This window comes from Bartonella sp. AA78NXGY (assembly GCF_042197005.1).
Classification (GTDB): domain Bacteria; phylum Pseudomonadota; class Alphaproteobacteria; order Rhizobiales; family Rhizobiaceae; genus Bartonella.
In genome coordinates this window covers 85113-108504 of record NZ_JBHIRI010000008.1, presented here as the reverse complement: position 1 = coordinate 108504, position 23392 = coordinate 85113, and the positions used below count along the sequence as shown (strand labels likewise).

Below are 23392 nucleotides of genomic sequence, written 5' to 3'. Positions count from 1 at the left end.
ATGCAAGGCAAAAATTATTATAATTTCAAGTTAATAGACTGTTTTTGTCGGATAGATATATAACTAAAAGATATTTATTGGGTGTGAATGCGAGTTTTGAGTTGGCGCAATCAAGGAGTAGTGAGTATGAAGCCACGAGAAAATATGGTGCGATTGAGGATGTTTCAAGTGCGTGGAAAGCGCCGTGAAATTGCACAGCTTGAGATGATGATCGCAGAATTTGAACGAATGGTGTTAGAGTTGGAAGCACAGATTACTCATGAAGAACGTAAATCTGGAAACAATGATGTTCACCATTTTGCTTATTCTGCTTTTGCGCGTGCAGCGCGGCAAAGACGTGATAATCTGATCAATTCAATTCGTGATTTAGAACTTCAAAAAACAAATGCTGAAATTGCTCTCCATGAAGCTAATACAGAGCTGCAACGTGCACAGCTTTTGGAAGCACGAGAAAAGAAGATTGCTGCGGATGATAAGGATATTTTGATTCAATCTAATTCAATGGTTGGCTAATTTAATGGCTGGATGATAAAAGCAATTATTGAAAAATCCATTCTTTCAGGTTTATCTTTTGGATATAGTATAAAACAGCCAAACTTTTATCAAGTTTGGCTGTTTTATAGATTGCTTTATGTTATTAATCAATGGCAACTTAATGCCTGTAGTGTTGAATCTTGGTCGTTCGTAATCCCGCTAAACCGTGTTCATCGATTAAACTTTGCCATGAAAGAAATTCTTCTACAGTCAAAGTATAACGGTGGCACGCTTCGTCAAGACTTAACAATCCACCTCTGACAGCCGCAACAACTTCAGCTTTGCGACGAATCACCCAGCGCCGTGTTGTTTGCGGCGGTAGGTCGGCAATTGTAAGCGGACTTCCATCTGGCCCAATAACATATTTCATTTGTGTTTTTATCAAGTTGCTCATTCGTATCCTCTACCTTTAGTCAAGGACTTGATTCGTTTATAGAGCATGAAATTTAAAAAAGAGCTAAAAGCGCTGAAAGAAAAAATTAATAAAGTGATTGGGTATGTAAAAAGAAGCTCAAGTTGAAGTGTGTAGAAGAGATTCTTGCAATATTTTACCGGATTTTTCAAAAGAGAAAAAAGGTTTTCTCCTAAACGATTACCATTATGCCTTATTTCCATCATTCTTTTTTTGTTTGCAGCAGCTTTTAAGAAAGTAATGCCTATGGTTGTGGAAAGGATAAAAAAATAATATAAAGACAATCAATCGTGTAAAAGTGCTAAAGAGCGTGCATCAGAATGTCAACATATGGCTAGCCATTAAACAGAGCATTAAATAGAGAATGAATACATGTTTTTAAACAGTCTTGATTTACCAGGACAACCTGAGGATTCTCGCATTGTTGTTGCAATGTCGGGGGGGGTTGATTCATCGGTTGTTGCAGGTCTTTTGAAAAAGGAAGGGTATAATGTTATTGGCATTACGTTGCAGCTTTATGATCATGGGGAAGCAACGCATCGGGTGGGGGCGTGTTGCGCAGGACAAGATATTGAGGATGCACGCCGCGTTGCAGAAACACTAGGAATACCGCATTATGTTCTTGATTATGAAAAGCGCTTTCGCGAAGCTGTTATTGATCCTTTTGCAGAAAGTTATGCTCATGGAGAGACCCCAGTACCATGTATTGCATGTAATCAAACGGTTAAGTTTGCTGATTTATTAACAACGGCACGCGAATTGGGAGCAGATGCTTTGGCTACGGGACATTATATTCGTTCGCGTTCCCACGGAGCGCATCGAGCACTCTTTCGTCCTCTCGATAATGATCGTGATCAGAGTTATTTTCTCTTTGCAACGACACAAGAACAGATTGATTATTTGCGTTTTCCACTTGGTGACCTTCCAAAAGCCCGCGTTCGTGAAATGGCAGCAGAAATGGGCTTTGTGGTTGCCAATAAGCATGATAGTCAGGATATTTGTTTTGTTCCACAAGGAAAATATTCAGATGTTATCGCAAAACTGCGTCCAGAAGCAGCTAATCCTGGCGTTATTGTCCATATTGATGGAAAGATTTTAGGTAAACATTCGGGAATTGTTAATTATACGGTTGGTCAACGTCGTGGTATTGGGGTATCAACGGGTGAAGCGCTTTATGTGGTTTATCTCGATGTGGAAAATGCACGTGTTATTGTTGGACCGCGTGAAATGTTAGAAACGCATAAGCTTTTTTTACGTGATGTGAATTGGCTTGGTGATGAGTCGTTAGATAATTTCCCTTCTCAAGGTATTGAGGTGGCTGTAAAGGTGCGTTCAACGCGTCCTCCTCACCTTGCGCGCTTACATTATAAAGAAGGTATTTTTTCCGTTGATTTATTGGAATGTGAAAATGGTGTGGCACCAGGGCAAGCTTGCGTTCTTTATGATGGAAATGGTCATGAGGCGCGTATTCTTGGGGGAGGATTTGTAACACATTCAGAACGTGCAGCCGATACTGAAATGATGTTGAAGCGCGTTTTATGTAATCTCGAAACAAAAGATTCTGTTTCCTCAGAACTAAAAACAACAGCTTTATAAAGCATAGTAAATTGATTTATAATGATATTTTTTAATCTTAAACTTGAATGAGAGACTTCCGGAAGATTTTCTCATTGAAAGTTTGTTTTATGATTGAATCCATCAAAATTATATCTTTTACACGTCATAAGCGGGGTTAGGGTGTGGAAAGTGATGATAAAGAAAATGTAAAAATGTTTTTTATCAATGCTTTCAAAGGCTAGGGAACGGCAATATTATTGGAGACTGATAGATAACATACAACATTGGGTATGTTTTATAACTTGAAGTGTTATCATCTTTAGTGGTCAAAGTTGGTAAAATGAGCAAGTGCAATACCTGAGGCTGTGGCAACATTAAGGCTGTCAAAACCGTCAGTCATGGGAATACGTAAGGTGTTTGATTGTTGTAGTATATGGGGTGGTAAGCCATCGCCTTCTGTTCCAAAAATAAGTGCCATTCTTTTGGTTTTGTTGGCTTGCTTGAGAGTGTGTGAGGCAGAAGGGGAGAGTGCATAAAGATGAAAGTTTTCATCGTTTAGAGCAGCTATAATGTCATCTATATCAGCGTTTTGCGTATAGGGTACTTTTAAAGCAGCGCCGGCAGACACTCTTATTGATTTGCGATAAAGTGGATCGCATGAGGTTTTGTCGACAATAATGCCATTACTGGCAAAGGCTGCTGCATTACGAAAAATTGATCCCATATTATCGTGATTCGAGATACCACATAAAACAAGAATCAAAGCTTTTTCTGGAAGATGTTGTAAAAAACTTTGTAAGGGTGGCAGTATTTTGCGTTTACCAATACCCAGAACACCACGATGAACATGGAAGCCGGTGATATTATCCATAACTTTTTGTGGAACGCAATAAATGGGACATAGAGGCTGTGTTTTTTCTAAAAGCGGTAGAAGTCCAGAGAGACGGTTTGCTACGATGAGCAGTGAGATGGCAGAAAACTCTTTCGAATGTAGTAATGCGGACAATGTTACTTTGCCTTCAGCAATAAATTGATGTTGCCGTCCAACAAGATCTTTTTCACGGATATTATGATAGGCTTTTAGGCGTGGATCATCTGTTTCATTGATTGTTATGATATTCAAATGCATGCGAGATTTTTAGTGCTTTTTTCTTATGATTTCCAGATGTTAGAATTTGTTTTATTTAAAAAGAAGAGATAAAAAAATATTTTTTAAAACTTATGGTAGAATTTATGTTGACAATATACAACCATAGGTATAATGTAAAAATACTGATACGGAATCATATATTTTTCTTGTATCGGGTGCAGTGTCTTGGGTCCCCGCTATTTCCCAAGTTCTGTATGCCCTTAATTTCTAAGGGAAAAGAATCTGGGTCCCCAATGCCCAGATTCTTTTTTTTGAGGGTAATCATTGTTATTCTTTTTATATCTAAATTTTTTAGTAAATCATATTTTAAAATCCAGTTGACCTGTAAAGTTACCGTAGAGTGCTAAGATATTTTTTCTAAGGTGCAAAGATGGCTTATAGATGGGTTATAATGCACATCATAAGACTGAAAAATAATGCATGATCATGATAGATTTGAGCAAAAACAAGTTTTTCGTTTATGAGAAGTGAGATGGCTTTAAGTTATTCAGAAAACGATTAATAATGAAGGTTATGTGTTTGATTGCTCTTGGGAAAACTCTTCTTTCTATTATTTTCTCTCTTCTTTATTTATTGGTGCTGTTCGTGTAACTGAGCAGTTTTTACGATAATAATGGTGAGCTGAGGCGTTTATTGTATGATGAAGCTTCTGTAATATTGAGGAAAGATCGTCGTTATGCCAAAAGTATAATGATATGGTTGAAAATATTAATTCCCTATTTCGTGAAGAAAAGGATGAGGTTCATGGATGTAAAAATCAATATACAAAGCTTAACTTTATACTCTATTTTTATTGCGTGTATTGTTTTTGCTTTGAAATATTGGGCATATCACATCACAGGTTCGGTTGCACTTTATTCTGATGCATTGGAATCAATCGTTAATATTCTTGCGTCATTAGCAGCATGGTGGGCTGTTAAAGTGAGTATGAAGCCAGCAGATCATGATCATCCCTTTGGGCATCATAAAGCGGAATATTTTTCCGCAATTCTTGAAGGGGTACTCATTATTATTGCGGCAATTGTTATTTTAAGAGAAGCATGGATAGCTCTTTCTACCGTTAAATTGTTGCAGAAACCTGGAATATGGCTTGTTATTCATCTTATTGCAACTGTCATAAACTGTATGTGGGGAATGGTTCTTATTGGGCAGGGAAAACTCCATCGCTCACCGGCTCTTAAAGCTGATGGAGTACATTTTATAACTGATGTTTTTACGTCGCTTGCAATTTTAATTGGTTTAATTGCCGGTTTTGTCGGAGGATGGGGAGCTTTAGATCCAATTTTAGCGATAATCGTTGCCGTTAATATTCTCTTACAGGGCTGGAAGGTGATTAGAAATGCTGTTCAGGGATTAATGGATGTTGGCGTTGAATTGAATGAAAGCATGCGGATTCGTGAGCTGATTTCTGCAAATGCATCGGGTGCGCTTGAGGTCCATGATTTGCGGACGCGTGTTGCTGGGAGGGTTACTTTTATAGAGTTTCATTTGGTTGTGCCTGCTATAATGCCGGTAGGTGAAGCACATAAAATTTGTGATAAAATCGAAGCTGTTCTTCAAAAAGAATTTGATAATGTGCGTATTTCTATTCATGTCGAGCCTGAAGATGAGGCAAAATTGCCTCCCGGTACAACGGTAATCCCTTTTATATAAAAAGATTTTTTCAAATGGGTTGTCATGTTACGAACATTAATTTTTTACGGTGTGGCAACTCATATCTCTTGAAAATACGATGATGCTCTTTTGTTGATTGTATTTTTGCATCAATAAAGGGGAAGATTAAACAGAGTCTCTTAAGGCAAGATTTATTCTGTTATCGTACACTGTCATTTAAGGTGTGGTGAGATAAGACCTATAAAATTTGATCTCTTAAGCATTTTTTGAGTGCGCGGTCAATGCCGAGCAGTAAGGCTTGCTGGTGGCGTTTAATTGAATTACATGAAATGGTTATCCGCTGAAATTGGCTTAAGAAGATGTATTGTTTACGGGGCTGTCAAGAATAGATCTCTTGTTTTTGAGGGCGAGAGGAAATAGAGCTTAATTATAAATTTTATATAAAATACTTTGTGAGACAATAATCATAACATACCTTATTTTACTTATGCTTGCAAAAAAATATTTTTTATATTCATAAAGATTAGAATGGCGGTGGTCTATAGATAATTCTTAGCTCGAGCATATGAAAAGAAAGTATGATACAAGAAATAACAGAGTTTTGCTTGCCTTCAGCCTTCAGTCAGTAAAGGTAATTATAACCGCCATTCTTCAAATATGATTTTATCCGTGTAGATTATACAAAGTTAGACGTTTATCTGAATAGCTTCAGTATATCTATTAAGAATAGAAAAGCTATTTCATATCGCTATGATGTTATTCAAGGGCTCTTAAAACGACGATTCCTGGTGTTTTTGCAACATAATCCATAAAAGGGGTATCGACGACTTTTTCATTTTCTTTGTGTGAAGGAGCATGTCGTAACATCGGCCCTTTATCTGTCATGATAAAGAAACTCACATGTGTTACATCCAATCCAGCAAGTTTTGCATAAATACCAATGAAATCCCCTGATTTTAAACGGCTTATAACCTCTTCATTAATAAAGTTACTTGGAATATACGTTATTGTGCGTTTCACAACTGGAAGTCCAGGAAGATAGCTTTCACCATCAGCTTTTTTGTTGAGATATTTTTCTATTTTTACCGCATGGGGACTTATTTCAGCGGTAATATCAGTGGCGAGTTTATATTCTCTATAAGCCCAATCCGTAAAAAAATGTTTCCGATTTAAAAAATCAACATTACCGTTAATATAACGCGTTTTTATGACGTTATTTATGAATTCTGTTTGGGATGTTGATTTGCGCAATGCTTCAACATAATCCATACAAGTGAAGTTATCTAAGCTTCTAAAATCAATAATCAGTTTTTCTGGTGTATTTTCTGAGCCATGTAACATATTAGCTTTGTAAGGTGTTCCTAAAAAAGCTTCAGAAAGAAAGTCAATCACGGCTCCTTTTTCGTGATCATTTATTTCTGAACGTTTTTTGAGAAGAGCATTTAATTTATTTAAAGTATAGGGATCTAGCTCTACGCTGGTTGTTTGTTGTGTTTCTATTTTATTTTCTATCCCCCCCTCTTGTGAATAAGAATTTTGGACATCACGTCCTATCACTAACATTAAAGTGAGAATTAATAGGGATATTTTTTGCATTTTACACACCATTTTTAAATTTAACAGTTCACGGACAACACGTACTAAAAGAACTGTTTTCTCATGCTTATTAGCATTTTAATGTAATAATAACATATAATATTAATTGATTCAATAAATATAATCAGTTTTTACAGTATTAATATATTTTACGATGATTATTAAATATTTAAATTATTATATGGCATTGATTTATCTAATAGAGTTGATGTTTTAAAAATTAGCAGTATGATAAGTTGTAATAATGTATTATAAAATTAATCATAATATCTATCAAATTATTTTGATATTCTATGTCTTACGATTAATTGTTAATGATTTATTCTCATAAGTATTTTTTTCATTTAATATAAAAGATATTTTTTATACTTTGATAATGATATATCAAGTAAAAAATAATTTTATATTTTTATCTTGACTCTTTTTGTAATTTTTAATTTGTTATTATTTCATATATGAAAATTATACAGCATAGAATACTTTTAAAAGGAAAAGGGAGTTAAAAGAGAGCGGGGGAGTCATTGTATGCGTAAAATAGTGTGTATGTTATGCAAGACCAAATGCTCAATCCGAAATTTGTTCAGCGTGGGCTCATTTTAGTGTTCATCACTTTATTGTTAGATATTCTTTGTATTGCGATCATTTGTCCTGTTTTGCCTGAATATTTTTCTCAATTAACTGGAAAAGAGGTCAGTACATCTTTTGTAGAAAGAGGAAAATTACTTGCAGCTTATTCAGTGATGCAGTTTTTGTTTGCTCCTGTTATTGGCAATCTCTCTGATCGTTATGGTCGTCGTCCTATTTTGCTTCTCTCTATTATTTGCTTTGCTCTTGATAATCTCATATGTGCTATAGCATGGAGCTATTCTATGTTATTTATCGGGCGTCTTTTGTCAGGGATAAGTGGCGCTAGTTTTGCAACTTGTACAGCTTATCTTGCGGATATATCTGATGATAAAACCCGTACACGCAATTTTGGTCTGTTAGGCATTGCATCCGCATTGGGGTTTATTTTAGGATCGTTTATTGGTGGTTTTTTAGGTCAGTTTGGTCCGCGTATTCCGTTTTATTTTGCTGTTGGTTTTTCACTCATTAATTTTATTTTTTCTTGGGTTATGCTTCCAGAAACCCTTTCTTTATGGAATAGGCGCTTTTTTGATATTAAGCGGGCAAATCCCTTAGGTGCTTTTTGGCATCTGAAACAATACCCGATGGTTCTTTGGGTGTTATTGGTCTTTTTTCTTTATTGGTTTGCGGAATCTGTATGGTTAAGCATTTGGGCTTTCATTGCAAAAGAACGCTATGATTGGAGTTCTTTTTCTATTGGACTCTCCTATAGTGTTTTTGGGATAGGCCAATTTATTGTAGTCGCTCTCATTTTGCCTTATTTTTCTAAACGATGGAGTGATTGGCATATTGTTATAGTAGGGCTTTTGTTTGCCTCTGTTGCTATGCTGGGTTATACATTTGCGACGCAGGGGTGGATGGTTTATATGGTTTGTGTGTGTACTATGCTCGAGTATCTTGTTCATGCACCTATACGTGCTATTGCTTCAGCGCAGGTACCGACAAATGTACAAGGAGAACTGCAAGGAGCGATGACATCTGTTATTTCGTTGAGTTTAACATTTGGTTCTGTTTTTTATGTGTTTCTTTTTGAATGTTTTACAGATAAAAATGCACTGTTTTATTTTTCTGGTGCTCCTTTTGTTGGAGGCTTTTTTCTTCTTGTTGTTGCGACAGTTATTTTTGTCTTGCGGGTACGTTAATTTGTTGAGAGGGGCTGGTACGTACTATTTTGCTAAAGAATGCACAAGATAAACAAAATGTATCATTTTATAGGCAGAAAGTTTTTGTGATATTTGTTTCACAAAGTGTTGTATAAAATATCGATATATCCTTCTCATTTAGTAAAAATAATTTTTTTATTTTGTGATATTGTTTGTAGAGGGGGAGTCCGTATTTTTTCTATTGCTTGCAAATTAATATCCAGTGCTAATGCAGCAGCATATTGAAAACAAAGATTAAAACGTATCTGAGTTAGATGTATCAGTATTGTATGAACAATTCCAAATTTTATATGGCAAATTGGAAGTAAAATATTGCTTATATTTGTTGGCATCACTTCTGGAATCGAAAGAAAACCTCATTTTGGAAGAATATAAAGTTGTAAAATTGAAAAGATGTTTTCTGTTTTGCTATTACTTTTTTATTCGGCTTTACAGTTTTCAAAACCATCTACGGCAATATCTTTTAAAAAGTAGAGATTTGTTGCATTGTCTCACACTTTAATTTTTTTTTTATTCTTTAGGAGGAGTTATGCTTCTCATGCACAATAGAATGCTTAAAATTGTATTGTGAATCAAATGCTTATTTGAAGTTTAGACACTTTACTCTTTTTAAAAATAGTTTTTATCGATACACTTACCTTGCTTGGGGGGAGAAGCCAATGATTTTGATGGATACGACCTTAAGAGAAGAGGAGGGAGAAAAATTTAAGTTATTCAGTGCGCTCTTTTTAGTTTTAGAATGATCAATAAGAATATTTATTCAATAAGTTGTAGGTATAAAAATAATATAATTGTGCGTAGGAAGATGATATAATTTAAAGGAGAGAAGTTAAAAGGTGAGGCTTTTTATTTTAAGATATTTTTTTATAATTCATAATGAGATCACTAAAATGCTGAAAGAGGTAGTGGCTATCTTGTGGTCCAGGAGAAGCTTCGGGGTGATATTGAACAGAAAAAACAGGTTTTCCAATGATTCGAATACCACAGTTTGAACCATCAAAGAGAGAAATATGTGTTTCTTGAACATGTTGTGGTAAAGAGGAAGAATCTACGGCAAAACCGTGATTCATCGATACAATCTCAACTTTTCCAGTGTTAAGGTCTTTAACTGGGTGGTTGGCACCATGATGTCCTTGGTGCATTTTCACGGTCTTTGCACCAACCGTAAGAGCGAGAAGTTGATGACCAAGACATATTCCAAAAATTGGTAAATTATGATCAATTAATGTTTTGATTGTTGGAATGGCATATTGAGCCGTAGCTGCGGGGTCTCCTGGTCCATTAGAAAGAAAAACGCCATCAGGGTTCATTGCCAGAATTTCTTTTGCAGTTGTGTGGGCAGGCACAACAGTAATGCGTGCTTTTTGTGTTGCCATAAGGCGAAGAATATTACGTTTAATACCGTAGTCAATTGCAATGATATGAAGATTGTGCACATTGTTTGTACCGTATCCTTTATTCCAACTCCATGGTTTTTCATTCCATTGCATTGATGATTGAGATGTCACGTCTTTCGTAAGGTCAAGATTGACGAGACCTTGCCATTTTTGCGCACGTTTCTTTAAAGAAGGAATATCAAAGTTTCCATTAGCATCGTGTGCAATGACAGCATTTTGTGCACCTTTTTCACGAATAAGAATTGTGAGTGCACGTGTATCAATACCACAAAGTGCAATAATTTTACGCGTTTTAAGCCATTGATGAAGATTTTCATTGGATCGATAATTTGAGGGATGTGTAATGTCTGCTTTGAAAATAGCGCCAACAGCACCATGACAATTGAGAGGAGAGAGATCTTCAATATCTTCGCTATTTGCCCCTACATTTCCTATATGAGGAAAAGTAAAATTAACGATTTGTTGTGTGTATGACGGGTCTGTGAGGATTTCTTCATAGCCTGTGATGGCGGTGTTAAAACACACTTCAGCTTCAGCTATACCTGTAGCACCTGCTCCTTTGCCTTCAATAACGGTTCCATCTGCTAAGACTAAGAGGGCTGTCGGTTTTTTGATACTCCAAGGGTGGCTGGGTGAAGTCGCTTGTATCATAGTATGTATCCACAATTTATTCTAAAGGTATGATGGCTTATTCTCTGAAAGGTATAATGATCAACTTTACACAAAAATCATACCTTTAGCAGATGCTGTGCATATTATTCTGGTAACGTTTCGCTTGAAATAGGCAGTATAAGTACATTCCATGAAGAGGTAAAGTCTTGTTTTAGCTTTTCGAAGATCGAGTCCTTAATTATTTTTTTATTCTCCATTGCAAGATGGATAAAGATTGGTTAAAAGGCATCTTCTTCTTGAACAAAAATTGGATAAATTTATGTTGCGTAACCAGATTGATGGGGCTCTTAGGGCTGCTTTGAAAGCGCAAGATAGTGCGCGTCTTGCTACACTTCGTTTAATGAATGCTGCAGTTAGGGATCGTGATATTCTTTATTATGATGAAGGGAAGCTAGAAGTGGATGATCAGCAGATACAGTCTGTTTTCACTAAAATGCTTCAACAGCGTGAAGAATTGATGCGAGCCTATAAAGAGTCTGGTTGCTTGGAATTGGCAGAGAGAGGACAAGCAGAAATAGAAGTTATTCGTGAATTTCTTCCCTATCAACTTAAGGAGATGGAAGTAGAACAGGTTCTTTGTGAAGCTTTGGCACAAACAAAGGCAGAAAAATTACGCGATATCGGTAAGGTGATGGCATGGCTTAAGGAACGGTATGCGGGGCAAATGAATTTTTCTAAAGTGTGCAATAGTCTTCGTCAAAAATTGCAATAGATCTTGTTAATTCAAGGGGATTGGAAAATATTTTTTATTGTGCGTCGCCTTTGTAAGTCAGTAGGATGTTGATAAATATCATTTATTTTTTATATACATACTATTATCAAAAAAATATTTCTTTGATATCAGCGAAATTTTTTTGGCTCTTATAGAGCAATAAACATTCTTTTAAGTATTATATTTTTCTGTTCTTCAAAGCTGTTAGACCATTAAAAAACAAAAAGGTTATAGAGTTTTTACTTTTTAAAAAAAATCTATTATTCGCACTGTTAAAAATTTTTAAACAGGATGATTAAGTTAATTGATACAGATTTCCAATTTTGGGGAGTGTATTATTGTCTTTTTTGCTGTTTCAAAGCATTTGTTTGATAAAGAGTTACCGTATTTTAGAGTAGTGATTATTCAGCAAGAAATTTAAATATAGATGGTTTTATCAATATGGTGTGTATCTTTTTAATTCAAGTGCTGGTTTTAATGATAAGAAAATCAGAATTTTAGAACGTTTTTTCTAGGGAAGAGATTTTTTTAAGCTGAGTTGATGAAATAAAAGGATATTTTGAAAAGAAATCTTTGTTTTTAATGTGTTCTTGAGATGATTTTGAAATTCTTTTCTCTGATTAAATCCCTTATAAGCTATATGAAATCTATAAGTTATGCAGAATAAAATGAGTAACCTCTATTTGTGGGGATACAGTGGTGAATCTGTTAAAAATAGTTCAGTTAGCAACAATGGCTTACCCGTTAACCGCAAACGGGAACGGCGTGCCCATAGCGCACCTTGTTGACCAATATGAATGTAATCGCGGGTTAATTTGTCATTGTTAAATAAATAATGTCCTAGAGGTACAGTTCCCAAATGCATCAAGGCTTGATTGTGTAGGAGGGTTTCTTGTGGAATTACAGTGCGTCCAAGGAGCCAAGGTTTATTATCTCCCATTAATATGACTTCGCGTAGCCAATAACGCGCATTTTCGGGGAGATGCTCTGCTTCTTCTGTTAATTTATCTCGCGTAATAAAACATTCGCGTTGTGGTTGAACTTGGAGGCAGGTACAATATTTCTTTAATCGAAGCGTCATTGAGCCCGATTCCATGAGCCAATCGCGAACATTTTCTGGTATTGGAGGATTTTGATCAGAGAACCACTTTAGAGGTGGTAAGATGGAATCTTCAAGATCAGACATCGTTTTACTCCACAGCTAAAGTCTTATTCCATATGTTATGTTGGGTTAAATAGATAGCTCTATTGTAATACAAGGAGTATAAAAGCAGCAAGATTTTAACAGGAAGATATCAAAGGGAAAATCGAAAGCAAAGGTCTTTAAAAGAAGATATGCAGGAAGTATATATTATAGGATTATTTTCATTTAAAAAAGCAAAATAAAGTATTATGTTTTGTTCAAGGCGCTTTCACAATGCATTACGGAAATTTCTTTATCGCATGAGAGCAATGGGAAAAATGTTTCGTGCTTTAAAATTCGTTTGTAACGCATATAAAGAAGAGCTAAAAATTCATCTATGCAAGATGATATAAAGAGGAAATTTTAAGAGGAACAAAACTTTATTTTATACTTTAGAAAGAGAAGAGATATTCAAATCTTTTGAATTGAGATGTAAAGGAGATCGTATTCTTTATAATCAAGAAGTTTATAGTAATGCATATATTTTTGCAAAATATATTATATTATTAAAATTTTGAAATATTACATCACATAATGTGTATTAATTTTATAATAAATTTGCATTAATATTATTAATTTTTACTTATATATTTTTATTATTAAAAATAAATTTAAAAAAACACATTATAATTTAATTTTCATATTTATTTTAGATACTATTTTATTTCATAGATTAGAAAAAATATTTATCATTTTATTCTTGCCGTCTCTCTTTATTTCTTAAGAATGTAAAAAAGCGCTTCGAGTTTTTCGGTAAAAAGGGTATTGTTGATAGAGTGTATAGGTGTTAAGCATTATACGGTAGAATTTTTAATCATCGTTAGTGATTTTTGTAACCTTATGAATTGTTATTACAGTGAGATATGCTGGATTTGCGCACGTGGTACATAAATCAGTTCGTATTTCGTTAAAATAACGCAACATATCTCTCCTGATATGCGTAAGTTTATATAGGTATGAAATGGTGCGTTATAAAGTTCTTTACTGCATTTCGTTTTATAATACGGTGATGGTGTATGCCTAAAATCGCAGCTTAAGCATCTCACCATCATATCAAAATTGGTAACACCAAGTTACAAGAAAATATTTCAAACTCTGCTCGTTGTTTCCTAGTTTTGTATTGAATTCCAAAAGGTGTAAAAAATAAATACTCTATGATCGAATTTTTTGTCCTATCCATATAAGAATACAGGCTCCTATAAAACCTGAAATAAGATAGCCAAGCCAACCAGCAAAACTTACACCTAAAAGACTAAAAAGAAAGCTTGCTAGCGCAGCGCCAATAATTCCTACGATAATATTTAACAATATTCCTGTTTGGCTTTTCATAATATACTGTGCTGCCCAACCTGCAATCCCGCCGATAATAATAGCAGCAATCCAACCGATGTTTGCATTTTCCATGATACCCTCCTTTGCCTGAATTTAAATTGTAACTAGAGTAAACTTTGTAAAAATCAAGGTTTATTCCTTTTTTAACCAGTGGAAAGGATATTTCTTTTAGATATTTTACTTATTACTTTCCTTTATATAAAAATAATATTCACATTTATATAATAATAATACTTAATAAGTATAAATATACAACATATTTTAATTTATAAATAAATTAATTAATTGATAAATATGAATAAAAGAAGAAAATATTAGTAGAAATGTTCTAAGAACTCATAAAGTGTATTTATAAGCTTTTTAAATCTCTCTCTTAAATTAAAAAAACAATTGTGATTAAAGCAATAAGTAAAATGGATATTTAAAAGTTTGGAGCTTGCCAATTGATATCAATGATGTTTGAAATGAAAACTGTTTCGTTGATACGTTATAGCATGGCTGTATAGGTTGAACCTCTACCAATCTTGATATAAATGTTGCATTTTTGTGGGGTTTTGTATTTCTTATAGAGTATTTCTGTTTCGCTGCTACTGTGAAGCGGTTCCCTTTTTACAAGGCGGGTTTAGGTTGGAACTATCATACTCTTGACCTACTCTTTATGTGTTTAACAGTCTTGGCTTTGAGATGGTTAGGCATTTTTACATCTTTCTTCAAGAGTTCTATTCTACATGCTGCTTTGTTTGTAATGTGCAAGCAAATGACTTTGAGCAAATCATCATGAATAGATTTTAAATGAAAGAAACTTACGATGAAGAAAGCTCATTTAAATTATCGAATAATAAGATATTATTGATTAGATCAATATCTTGACCATATTCAAAATTGAATAATCGATGTGATGTGTGTTTTATTCAAGTTATTTGAAAAGTTTAAGTTTTTTCTGCTTGTTCTTCAGCAGGGTTGCGTAGACGAGAACTTTGAAGAAGTCCCTGTTCTTCTAAAATGGGGTAGATCATTGAGGTCAAAAGAGAGTTGATTTGTTTAAGGTCGCGTACAGTGTCGAGATGAAGACTGGATGATTCTACATTTTTGAGATCCCCTTCACGCAGACGTTTAAAATGTTTTAAACTCATCTCTTTTTCTAAGTTTCGTAGCTGATCTTTTTTTTGTACCAATAGGTGTGCAGTGTGTGTATCACGTGAGACGAGAACGTTAAATGCTATATGCGCGTTGGCTAGTACAATGGCGTGGAAACGAAGGAGGTCACTCCAGCCCTCGCTGCTGAACTGTAAACCTTTTTGTTGTTTCTTTTTAACCAGCATCAACATATTATGAATAATGATATCGCCTGCTTGGTCTAATTTTATACAGGCGCCTAGAAGTTCTTGCGTTTGAAGAGCTTCTTCGTCAGATAATTTTTGTCCCGCTAATCGGGCAAGATAAAGTTTGATGGCGATATGTTTTTTGTCCAATATGGTGTTGAGTTGGTTGAGTTCACGAATAATATTGGGATCAGGCTTTTCATAAAGTCCCATAATTTTTTCTAGCATGATGTCTACAAGATCACAAATATGAATGACTTCACGCATGACATTCGAGAGGGCGAGAGTTGGGCGATCAAGAACACTGTCATCAAGAGCTGTTTGATCGGATAAATTGAGCGTTTTGTCGGCTTGCATTTTTTTTGCACTTATATTCACGATCTGAGTGGTTAATTTTAAAACCCATTTTGAAAGTGGTATTCCAGCAAGGAGAATGAAAACATTAAAAATGATATGGGCGTTGATCACTTGAGTAGGGGCGTTATTGCCAAGCCATGTGATGGGAGGGTGAAAGGAGAGAAATAAGATAAGTATAAGGATTGACCCTGCCCCACGCATGAGTAAATTTCCTAAGGGAACGAGGCGGGTATTAGGAGAGGCGTTGCGCGTTAAAAGTGGTGCTATAAGAGAAGAGCCAAAGTTGACACCAAGAACCATGACAACACAGAGTTGCGTATGGATAAGATCGTAGTTGGCAAAATTGACCAGCAAAATGATTCCTGCAATGGATGAATGTAAGAGGTAGGTTAAGCCAGCAGCCAACAAAAAAGTGGAAATAGGATCGGTTGAAAGATAACGAATGATGCTAGGTAAAATTTCGCTTTCACGTAAAGGTTCTGTCGCGGTACTTATCATCTCTAAAGATAAAATCAAAAGACCAATACCGATGACAATACGTCCTATTTGACGCCATTCACGTTTTTCTGTTGTCATGAAGATACAAGTGCCAATTAAAAGACATAAGGGTACAACAAGAGTGAGGTCATAGGTGAGAATTTTTACAACGATTGCTGATCCTAATTCTCCTCCACGTACAGCCATAAGTCCTGCTACTCCAGAGACAAAACCAGATTCAACGAAAGAGCCAACGAGGAGTGTTATTGCTGTAGAGCTTTGTAAAATCATTGCTGTAAAAAGTCCAAAACTTACGGCAAACAATGGTTTTGAAACGACGTGGCACATTTTATATTTAAGTCTGTCACCATAAGCGCGTTCAACTCCTGTGCGCACCATGCGTGTGGCCCAAAGAAGTAAAGAAATAGCGCCGGCAAGATGAAGGAGTACCAATGAACCATTCATGATACTTTATTCTTTCTTTGTTGTTGTGAATGTGGTTGCCTCAAATTAATAAATTGAAGTTTATTGTTTTTATTTCACTTTTGCTTTTAATACTTGATTAAAATCATAACCGCTTGGATTTTGAAAAACCTTTAGACCGAAACAGGGCAGAATGGAATAAAGGTGATCAAAGATATCGCCTTGAATTTGTTCATAGTCGATCCAAACGGTGGTGTTCGTAAAGCAATAGATTTCTAAGGGTAAACCATTTTCTGTAGGAGGTAATTGTCGTGCCATATAGGTCATATTAGGGTTGATGTTTAGATGCTGTTGTAGATAAGCAAAAACATAAGCACGAAAAGTTCCAATGTTGGTTAAACGGCGCGTATTGGCTAAGACATCATGATTTTTATCTAATTGAGCATTCCATTGATCAATTTCTGCTACTTTTTGTGTGAAATAATTTTCTAATAAATTAAATCGGGAAAGATATTTTTGTTCTTCTTTTGTGAGAAAATGGATACTTGATTGATCAATAAAAAGAGAGCGTTTGATGCGTCTGCCACCCGATTCTTGCATTCCACGCCAATTTTTAAAAGGGTCGGTCACAAGTTTACGGATAGGAACTGAGGTGATGGTGTTGTCGAAATTTTGAACTTTAACAGTATGCAAGGCAATTTCAATAACATCACCATCGGCACCGAGATTGGGGATTTCAATCCAATCCCCAACACGAACCATATCAGTAGATGAAATTTGAATACCGGCAACGAGAGAAAGAAGCGTATCTTGAAAAATTAACATGAGAACCGCGGCCATTGCACCAAGACCGGAGAAGAGAATAAGAGGGGAACGGTCAATCAATGTAGCGACCATTAAAATTGTTGCAACAGCAAAAAGTGCAATTTTAGCAATTTGAATATAACCTTTTATTGGTTTTAGTCGTGCTGTTGGTCGTTGTTCGTAAAGGATGTTAATGACATTGAGACAGGAAGAAATTGTCAGGACGACAAAGAAGATAATGAAGGCGTTGGCAACATTACTGATGACAGTGCTAAATGCATCGGGCAATGTTGAGATAAAATTAACACCAATTGAAAGAATAAAAGCTGAAATGATATCCGCTATGTATTGAATAGCATTATTAATATCGATCGTTGTATTTTTGGGGAGAAAAGAAGAGAGTTTTTTTGCTCCGTGAATAAGTAATTTTCGTCCTAGAAAGTTCACTAAAAGGGCAGCTATAGTAAGAATAACAAGCCAAGAAATAGCCTCTAACCACGGATATTGAGCAATAAATTCGATCACTTTTTATTCTCCATTTCTAAAAATATATGCAGTTGAGGATTTAAAATTTTACAACTGCTTAAGAGGAAGTATTGGAATTATGCTCTAAAGTCGTTAAATATGCAAAAAAGAATTTTCAAACTCTGTGAGAGATAATGCGTTTTCCGCCCGATTTCCTTAATGAACTGCGTACGAGACTCCCAATTTCAACAGTGATTGGTCAACGGGTGGATTTTGATCCTCGAAAAAGTAAGCCTTCACGGGGAGACTTTTGGTGTTGTTGTCCATTTCATGGTGAAAAAACGCCAAGTTTTCATTGTGATGATCATAAAGGGCGCTATTATTGTTTTGGTTGTGGTGTAAGTGGAGATATTTTTACCTTTTTGTGTGAGCTTGATGGATTGCACTTTTCAGAAAGTGTAGAGCGTTTGGCTGATTTTGCGGGAATAAAACTCCCTATTTTGGATTCACAAAGTCATAAACGTCAACTGGAAAAAGCTGACCTTTATGATGTGATGAAAATTGCTACAGATTTTTTTCAATATAATTTACGCGATAAAGAAGGTACGCAAGCACGTCGTTATCTGGATGCACGTGGTGTTACACCAGAGCTTGTAGAGCGTTTCCGCATTGGTTTTGCACCGGTAAGGCGTACAGCTTTGAAAGAAGCTTTGAGTGCACGGGGCATTTCAATAAAGCAAATGGAAGAATGTGGGCTTCTCTCAGTGCATGAGGAGAGCGCAGATTCTTATGACCGATTTAGAAATCGCATTATGTTTCCTATCGAAGATTTGCGCGGACGTGTGGTGGCTTTCGGAGGGCGTGCATTAGAGAAAGAGACACGAGCAAAATATCTCAATAGCCCTGAAACAGTGCTGTTTCATAAAGGAAATATACTTTATAACGCAGCAGCAGCTCGCAAAAATAGTCGCTTTGTTGGCGATGAAAAAATTCATTCACTCCTTGTTGTTGAGGGGTATATGGATGTCATTGCATTGACTAAAGCTGGTTTTGAAGGAGTTGTAGCGCCCTTAGGGACAGCATTAACGGAAGCGCAAATTGAGCTTTTATGGCAGATGGGGAAGGAGCCTATTTTGTGTTTTGATGGTGATGATGCTGGTTTAAAAGCTGCTTTTCGTGTTGCTGATCGTGTGTTGCCTCTTTTAAAGGCTGGGGTTTGTGTACGCTTTGTTTTGTTGCCACAAGGGAAAGATCCTGATGAAATTGTTTGTGCTGGTGGAGCACAGCTTTTTTCTTCTTTTTTGCAAAAAGCTATTCCTTTGAGTGAGCTTTTATGGTGGCGTGCTACCTATGGAAAGCATTTTGAAATTCCAGAGGCACGAGCAGCGCTAGAAAAACAACTAAAACAACAAATTTTTACGATTAAGGATGAAGATGTCCGTCGTTATTATTTGCAAGATGTAAAAAAACGCCTTTTTGATTTTTTTCGTCCCTCTTTTTCAAAACAAAAGGGGGAAGGGCGATATGGTCAATCTTCACCAAATAGGACCTTTAAAGATCAAACCTTTTCTCTGTTAGCAAATTCTGAAATAGTACGAAATTCTTCGCAATCTATCCCTTTGCGTGAAGCAGTGATTTTACTCACTTTAGCTTACTATCCTGAGTTGTGGTATGAAAATTTTGAAATTCTTTCTGAGTTAGAATTAAAAAATACTCAATTGATAATTTTTCACCAAGCTATGTTGGAAATTCTTGGGGACCAACAGCTTCATGATAAAGAGACGATGGTTGCGTTCTTAGAAAAAAGAGGGCAAAAGGCTCTGTTAGAGCGTATGAAACATCTTGTGCAAAATATTGGTATGCGTATTATTCCTGGTGGAGCCCCTATAGAAGATGCGCGTGCTATATTAAAACAAGCTGTCTACTTGCATCTTCAAGAACACCACCTACATAAGAGGTTACAGGATATTGAAGAGCAACTTGTAGAAAATCCTAAGAGTGAGGTTTTTGATCTGCTTCGTGAGGTAAAAAATGAGCTGGAGCAGATGCAGGCAACAGAAGCGTTAATTGAAGGATTTGGAAGTTGGTTGGATGAAAAAATAGACGGGAATACACAAGATACGATAAAATGATTCGCTTTTTTAATGCGAATCAGTCACTTAAATTTTAGATGAGGAAGTTTATGTGGAGTGACATTTTTATAAAGATGACAATTAAATTTTAGGAAAAGCGGGTAAATTTTAGGAAAAGCGGGAAATTGGTTCTTACGATAGGGTGCAGAGATTATCTCAGAAGGGCTGAGAGGTGTCGGGGAAACTTCTGGAGTTTTCCCGCGTTTTTGTCTGGATGTCAAGTTTGTCTGGATGTCAGGGCGTATACAAAATGTATTCTTTCCAATGGTAATCTCTTAACAGGAAGTATATATGAGTAACTATTGGTAGATTTTAGTGAGAACAAAAAAACTGGTCACATGGAAACTGTGAAGTGATCGAGTGGAGTTATGGTATGGCAACAAAGGTTAAACAGAAAGATAATGCAGAAGTAACAAACCAAGCGAGTTTGGATAGTCCTCTTCTTGATTTTTCTGATGATGCCATCAAGAAAATGATTAAACTTGCCAAAAAAAATGGTTACGTAACAATGGATGAACTCAATGCAGTTCTTCCTTCTGACGAGGTTACATCCGAACAAATTGAAGATATCTTGGCGATGTTCTCTGAGATGGGGGTTAATGTTGTGGATGATGAGGATGAAGTCGAGTCTGAAAATTATGAAGAAGAAGTTACGGTAGAGGGGGGTGATTTAGTAGAAGCCTCTAGCCACGCAATTGCAACGACAACGAATAAACGCGAAGTAACAGATCGTACGGATGATCCGGTGCGTATGTATTTGCGTGAGATGGGAGCTGTTGAGCTTCTTTCGCGGGAAGGCGAAATTGCCATTGCTAAGCGTATTGAAGCAGGGCGTGAGACAATGATTGCAGGACTTTGTGAGAGTCCTTTGACTTTTCAGGCTCTTATTATCTGGCGTGACGAGTTAAAAGAGCAGCGTATTCTTCTTCGTGAAATTATTGATCTTGAAACGACTTATGCTGGTCCAGAAGCAAAGCAGGCTCCTGTTATTGAGCGAAGTGAAGTTGATAAGACCGTAGAAGAAAAAATGTCTTCTGGTATACGTAATATGGGGGAGAGCGCAGGAGAGAGAAACATTGAAGACGATGATGAAGAGGACGAGGACGATGTTAACTTATCGCTTGCTGCAATGGAAAATGAACTTTGTCCTCAAGTTATGGAAACATTAGATTTTATTGCTCAAACCTATGTAAAATTACGAAAATTACAAGATCAGCATGTTGAAAGCAGTTTGGCAGAGCGTAAAGAGGGGGCCCTTACATCTTCTCAGAAGAAGAAATATATTCAATTAAAGGGTGAGTTGATTCAAGCAGTAAAATCTCTTTCTTTAAACCAAAATCGTATCGAAGCTTTGGTTGAACAGCTTTATGACATTAATAAGAGATTGATTCATAATGAAGGTAAGCTGAAACGGATTGCCAATAGCTATGGCATTGGCCATGAGGATTTTTTAAAAGAATACCAAGGGCGTGAATTGGACGCAGATTGGATGAATTATATTGCTGCTTTGCCTACACCTGGTTGGAAAGAGTTTTCGGTGCGTGAAGCAAAAGAAATCCAAAAACTGCGAAGTGAGATACAAAATCTTGCGCAAGAAACGGCTATTTCGATTGGTGAATTTCGTCGGATTGTTATGCAGGTGCAGAAAGGTGAACGCGAATCAACAATTGCAAAAAAAGAGATGGTAGAATCTAATTTGCGTCTTGTCATTTCAATTGCAAAAAAATACACCAATCGTGGTTTGCAGTTTCTTGATCTTATTCAAGAGGGCAATATCGGTTTGATGAAGGCTGTGGATAAGTTTGAATATCGGCGCGGCTACAAATTTTCAACTTATGCAACATGGTGGATTCGTCAAGCTATTACACGTTCAATTGCTGATCAGGCACGTACAATTCGTATTCCTGTTCATATGATTGAAACAATTAATAAAATTGTTCGTACCTCGCGTCAGATTCTCCATGAAATTGGACGAGAACCAACACCAGAAGAATTATCTAGCAAGCTTTCTATGCCGTTAGAAAAAGTACGAAAAGTTCTTAAAATTGCAAAAGAACCCATTTCTCTCGAAACGCCTGTTGGTGATGAAGATGATTCCCATTTGGGTGATTTTATTGAGGATAGGAATGCTTTATTACCAATTGATGCAGCTATCCAAGCTAATCTGCGAGATACGACAACACGCGTTCTTGCTTCATTAACACCACGAGAAGAACGTGTTTTGCGGATGCGTTTTGGAATAGGGATGAATACCGATCACACATTGGAAGAAGTGGGACAGCAGTTCTCAGTTACAAGAGAGCGTATTCGTCAAATTGAAGCAAAGGCACTTCGTAAATTGAAACATCCTAGCCGTTCACGAAAATTGCGCAGTTTTCTCGATTCTTAAATAAAAGAATTCGTGTGCATTTTAATAACTCCCTCTTTCTTCTTAATGAAGGGGGGAGGTGCTTCATGTTGTACTTGGATACTTTCTTGAGAAAAACATAGGAAGAATTTGAACAATCTAGAAAGTTTTCGATGTTTAATGTTTCTCTTAGCTTTGGGGCTTTATACTTCTCTGTCTCAAAAGAATAGATATAGGGCAAAGGGTGGTTATGGAGTAGAGAGTAGGGGGCTTTCAAGAAATGAACGATAAAAACATTACCTTGCGTATAGCGCGGCTCGTTTTTAAGAAATGAGATCTGTTAGGAATAAACTTATATTGCAACATACGGACTTTTTGATGAAAAATGTATATTCTTTGCGGAATTTTTCTATCATTTTAGGTGACGCATTTTATTCTTCGTTAAGTTTACAAAGAGATGTTTCAATAGGTTATGTTCATTTATATGCGCTATTTTTGAATATTCTCTTTTTATTCAGATAGCTTTTAAGAACATGGTTTAAAGTATACATTGAGTTGAATCTTTTTAAGAGACAGAAATAGATAAAATTATAGAAATTAAACGTTTCATTTTTTATAGATCGTCTTAATTAAAAAAGGTGTGTCTGAGTTTATGAGTGGAGAACTTCCCTTTTGGAAAGTAAAAAAATTAGAAGAGATTTCCATTTCTGAGTGGGAGAGCCTTTGTGATGGCTGTGGCTGTTGTTGTCTCCATAAAGTTGAGGACGATGATACGGGTGACCTTTATGCAACCAGTATTGCTTGTCGTCTTTTAGATGGGGAAACCTGCAGGTGTCGAGATTATGCTCATCGTAAATCAATTGTACCAGATTGTATATCGCTAGATATTACGACAGTTAAAACAGCGCGTTGGCTTCCAGAAAGTTGTGCTTATAGATTAATTTATGAGGGAAAAGATCTTCATTGGTGGCATCCATTGGTATCAGGGGATTGTCAGACGGTACATACAGCGCGTATTTCTGCACGCGGACAAATAGAGATTTACGAAGACGAATTATTATCTGAGGAAGATTATCTTTATCACATTACTGGTCTTCTACGTGAAGGCCAGTAATA

At 36.0% G+C, this 23392-nt stretch carries 16 protein-coding genes; 8 read left to right on the top strand and 8 right to left on the bottom strand.

The features are described 5' to 3' along the window. Positions 1-126: 126 nt before the first annotated feature. A complete protein-coding gene (locus ACFINL_RS06105; RefSeq protein ID WP_375606932.1) occupies positions 127-513 on the top strand; it encodes a flagellar export protein FliJ in 387 nt (128 codons plus the stop codon). A gap of 139 nt (positions 514-652) precedes the next feature. Here the strand turns inward: ACFINL_RS06105 and ACFINL_RS06100 are convergent, their stop codons facing one another. Next, entirely contained in the window at positions 653-928 is a 276-nt protein-coding gene (locus ACFINL_RS06100; protein WP_273790817.1) for a DUF1153 domain-containing protein, read from the bottom strand. Positions 929-1318: 390 nt separating this feature from the next. Between ACFINL_RS06100 and mnmA the strand changes: the two genes are divergently transcribed. Next, positions 1319-2542 carry a tRNA 2-thiouridine(34) synthase MnmA gene (gene mnmA / locus ACFINL_RS06095; RefSeq protein ID WP_375628779.1) on the top strand — a complete coding sequence of 408 codons (1224 nt, stop codon included), beginning with the start codon at positions 1319-1321 and terminating at the stop codon, positions 2540-2542. 280 nt (positions 2543-2822) lie between these two features. Here the strand turns inward: mnmA and ACFINL_RS06090 are convergent, their stop codons facing one another. Beyond that, on the bottom strand, positions 2823-3632 hold the full coding sequence (locus tag ACFINL_RS06090; RefSeq protein ID WP_375628781.1) for a TrmH family RNA methyltransferase: 810 nt from the start codon (positions 3630-3632) through the stop codon (positions 2823-2825). Between the two features lie 765 nt (positions 3633-4397). Here ACFINL_RS06090 and ACFINL_RS06085 point away from each other — a divergent pair. Then, positions 4398-5306 carry a cation diffusion facilitator family transporter gene (locus ACFINL_RS06085; RefSeq protein WP_375611961.1) on the top strand — a complete coding sequence of 303 codons (909 nt, stop codon included), beginning with the start codon at positions 4398-4400 and terminating at the stop codon, positions 5304-5306. Positions 5307-6023: 717 nt separating this feature from the next. Here ACFINL_RS06085 and ACFINL_RS06080 read toward each other — a convergent pair. Continuing rightward, the gene (locus ACFINL_RS06080; protein ID WP_375611962.1) at positions 6024-6863 is read right to left on the bottom strand and encodes a DUF1460 domain-containing protein; all 840 of its coding nucleotides are present in this window, start codon (positions 6861-6863) and stop codon (positions 6024-6026) included. A 548-nt stretch (positions 6864-7411) separates the two neighbouring features. On the opposite strand from ACFINL_RS06080, the gene ACFINL_RS06075 reads away from it, so the two are divergent. Next, entirely contained in the window at positions 7412-8632 is a 1221-nt protein-coding gene (locus ACFINL_RS06075) for an MFS transporter (protein ID WP_375611963.1), read from the top strand. Positions 8633-9504: 872 nt separating this feature from the next. Here ACFINL_RS06075 and carA read toward each other — a convergent pair. Further along, a complete protein-coding gene (carA, locus tag ACFINL_RS06070; RefSeq protein WP_375611964.1) occupies positions 9505-10701 on the bottom strand; it encodes a glutamine-hydrolyzing carbamoyl-phosphate synthase small subunit in 1197 nt (398 codons plus the stop codon). 235 nt (positions 10702-10936) lie between these two features. Here carA and ACFINL_RS06065 point away from each other — a divergent pair, with 235 nt between their 5' ends. Next, the gene (locus ACFINL_RS06065) at positions 10937-11434 is read left to right on the top strand and encodes a GatB/YqeY domain-containing protein (RefSeq protein WP_375611965.1); all 498 of its coding nucleotides are present in this window, start codon (positions 10937-10939) and stop codon (positions 11432-11434) included. 679 nt (positions 11435-12113) lie between these two features. Here the strand turns inward: ACFINL_RS06065 and ubiC are convergent. From ubiC to ACFINL_RS06045, 4 genes are all read right to left on the bottom strand, one after another. Then, complete coding sequence (ubiC, locus tag ACFINL_RS06060) at positions 12114-12620, bottom strand: chorismate lyase (protein ID WP_375611966.1); 507 nt, start codon at positions 12618-12620, stop codon at positions 12114-12116. Positions 12621-13769: 1149 nt separating this feature from the next. Further along, on the bottom strand, positions 13770-14021 hold the full coding sequence (locus ACFINL_RS06055; protein ID WP_375651037.1) for a GlsB/YeaQ/YmgE family stress response membrane protein: 252 nt from the start codon (positions 14019-14021) through the stop codon (positions 13770-13772). An 857-nt stretch (positions 14022-14878) separates the two neighbouring features. Beyond that, the gene (locus tag ACFINL_RS06050) at positions 14879-16570 is read right to left on the bottom strand and encodes a Na/Pi cotransporter family protein (RefSeq protein WP_375611968.1); all 1692 of its coding nucleotides are present in this window, start codon (positions 16568-16570) and stop codon (positions 14879-14881) included. A 69-nt stretch (positions 16571-16639) separates the two neighbouring features. Continuing rightward, on the bottom strand, positions 16640-17857 hold the full coding sequence (locus ACFINL_RS06045; RefSeq protein ID WP_375632320.1) for a mechanosensitive ion channel family protein: 1218 nt from the start codon (positions 17855-17857) through the stop codon (positions 16640-16642). Positions 17858-17991: 134 nt separating this feature from the next. On the opposite strand from ACFINL_RS06045, the gene dnaG reads away from it, so the two are divergent. From dnaG to ACFINL_RS06030, 3 genes are all read left to right on the top strand, one after another. Then, positions 17992-19929: a DNA primase gene (gene dnaG, locus ACFINL_RS06040; RefSeq protein ID WP_375651033.1), complete on the top strand. Its 1938-nt coding sequence runs from the start codon at positions 17992-17994 to the stop codon at positions 19927-19929. Between the two features lie 373 nt (positions 19930-20302). After that, positions 20303-22318: an RNA polymerase sigma factor RpoD gene (gene rpoD, locus ACFINL_RS06035; protein ID WP_375611971.1), complete on the top strand. Its 2016-nt coding sequence runs from the start codon at positions 20303-20305 to the stop codon at positions 22316-22318. Positions 22319-22928: 610 nt separating this feature from the next. Beyond that, the gene (locus ACFINL_RS06030; protein ID WP_375646443.1) at positions 22929-23390 is read left to right on the top strand and encodes a YcgN family cysteine cluster protein; all 462 of its coding nucleotides are present in this window, start codon (positions 22929-22931) and stop codon (positions 23388-23390) included. Positions 23391-23392: the final 2 nt, after the last annotated feature.

Bases quoted from the DNA above. Each gene is read 5' to 3' on its own strand.
- ACFINL_RS06100 (WP_273790817.1), bottom strand. From the start codon at position 928: ATGAGCAACTTGATAAAAACACAAATGAAATATGTTATTGGGCCAGAT.
- ACFINL_RS06090 (WP_375628781.1), bottom strand. From the start codon at position 3,632: ATGCATTTGAATATCATAACAATCAATGAAACAGATGATCCACGCCTA.
- ACFINL_RS06105 (WP_375606932.1), top strand. From the start codon at position 127: ATGAAGCCACGAGAAAATATGGTGCGATTGAGGATGTTTCAAGTGCGT.
- ACFINL_RS06085 (WP_375611961.1), top strand. From the start codon at position 4,398: ATGGATGTAAAAATCAATATACAAAGCTTAACTTTATACTCTATTTTT.
- ubiC (WP_375611966.1), bottom strand. From the start codon at position 12,620: ATGTCTGATCTTGAAGATTCCATCTTACCACCTCTAAAGTGGTTCTCT.
- ACFINL_RS06080 (WP_375611962.1), bottom strand. From the start codon at position 6,863: ATGCAAAAAATATCCCTATTAATTCTCACTTTAATGTTAGTGATAGGA.
- rpoD (WP_375611971.1), top strand. From the start codon at position 20,303: ATGGCAACAAAGGTTAAACAGAAAGATAATGCAGAAGTAACAAACCAA.
- ACFINL_RS06075 (WP_375611963.1), top strand. From the start codon at position 7,412: ATGCAAGACCAAATGCTCAATCCGAAATTTGTTCAGCGTGGGCTCATT.
- dnaG (WP_375651033.1), top strand. From the start codon at position 17,992: ATGCGTTTTCCGCCCGATTTCCTTAATGAACTGCGTACGAGACTCCCA.
- mnmA (WP_375628779.1), top strand. From the start codon at position 1,319: ATGTTTTTAAACAGTCTTGATTTACCAGGACAACCTGAGGATTCTCGC.
- carA (WP_375611964.1), bottom strand. From the start codon at position 10,701: ATGATACAAGCGACTTCACCCAGCCACCCTTGGAGTATCAAAAAACCG.
- ACFINL_RS06055 (WP_375651037.1), bottom strand. From the start codon at position 14,021: ATGGAAAATGCAAACATCGGTTGGATTGCTGCTATTATTATCGGCGGG.
- ACFINL_RS06030 (WP_375646443.1), top strand. From the start codon at position 22,929: ATGAGTGGAGAACTTCCCTTTTGGAAAGTAAAAAAATTAGAAGAGATT.
- ACFINL_RS06050 (WP_375611968.1), bottom strand. From the start codon at position 16,570: ATGAATGGTTCATTGGTACTCCTTCATCTTGCCGGCGCTATTTCTTTA.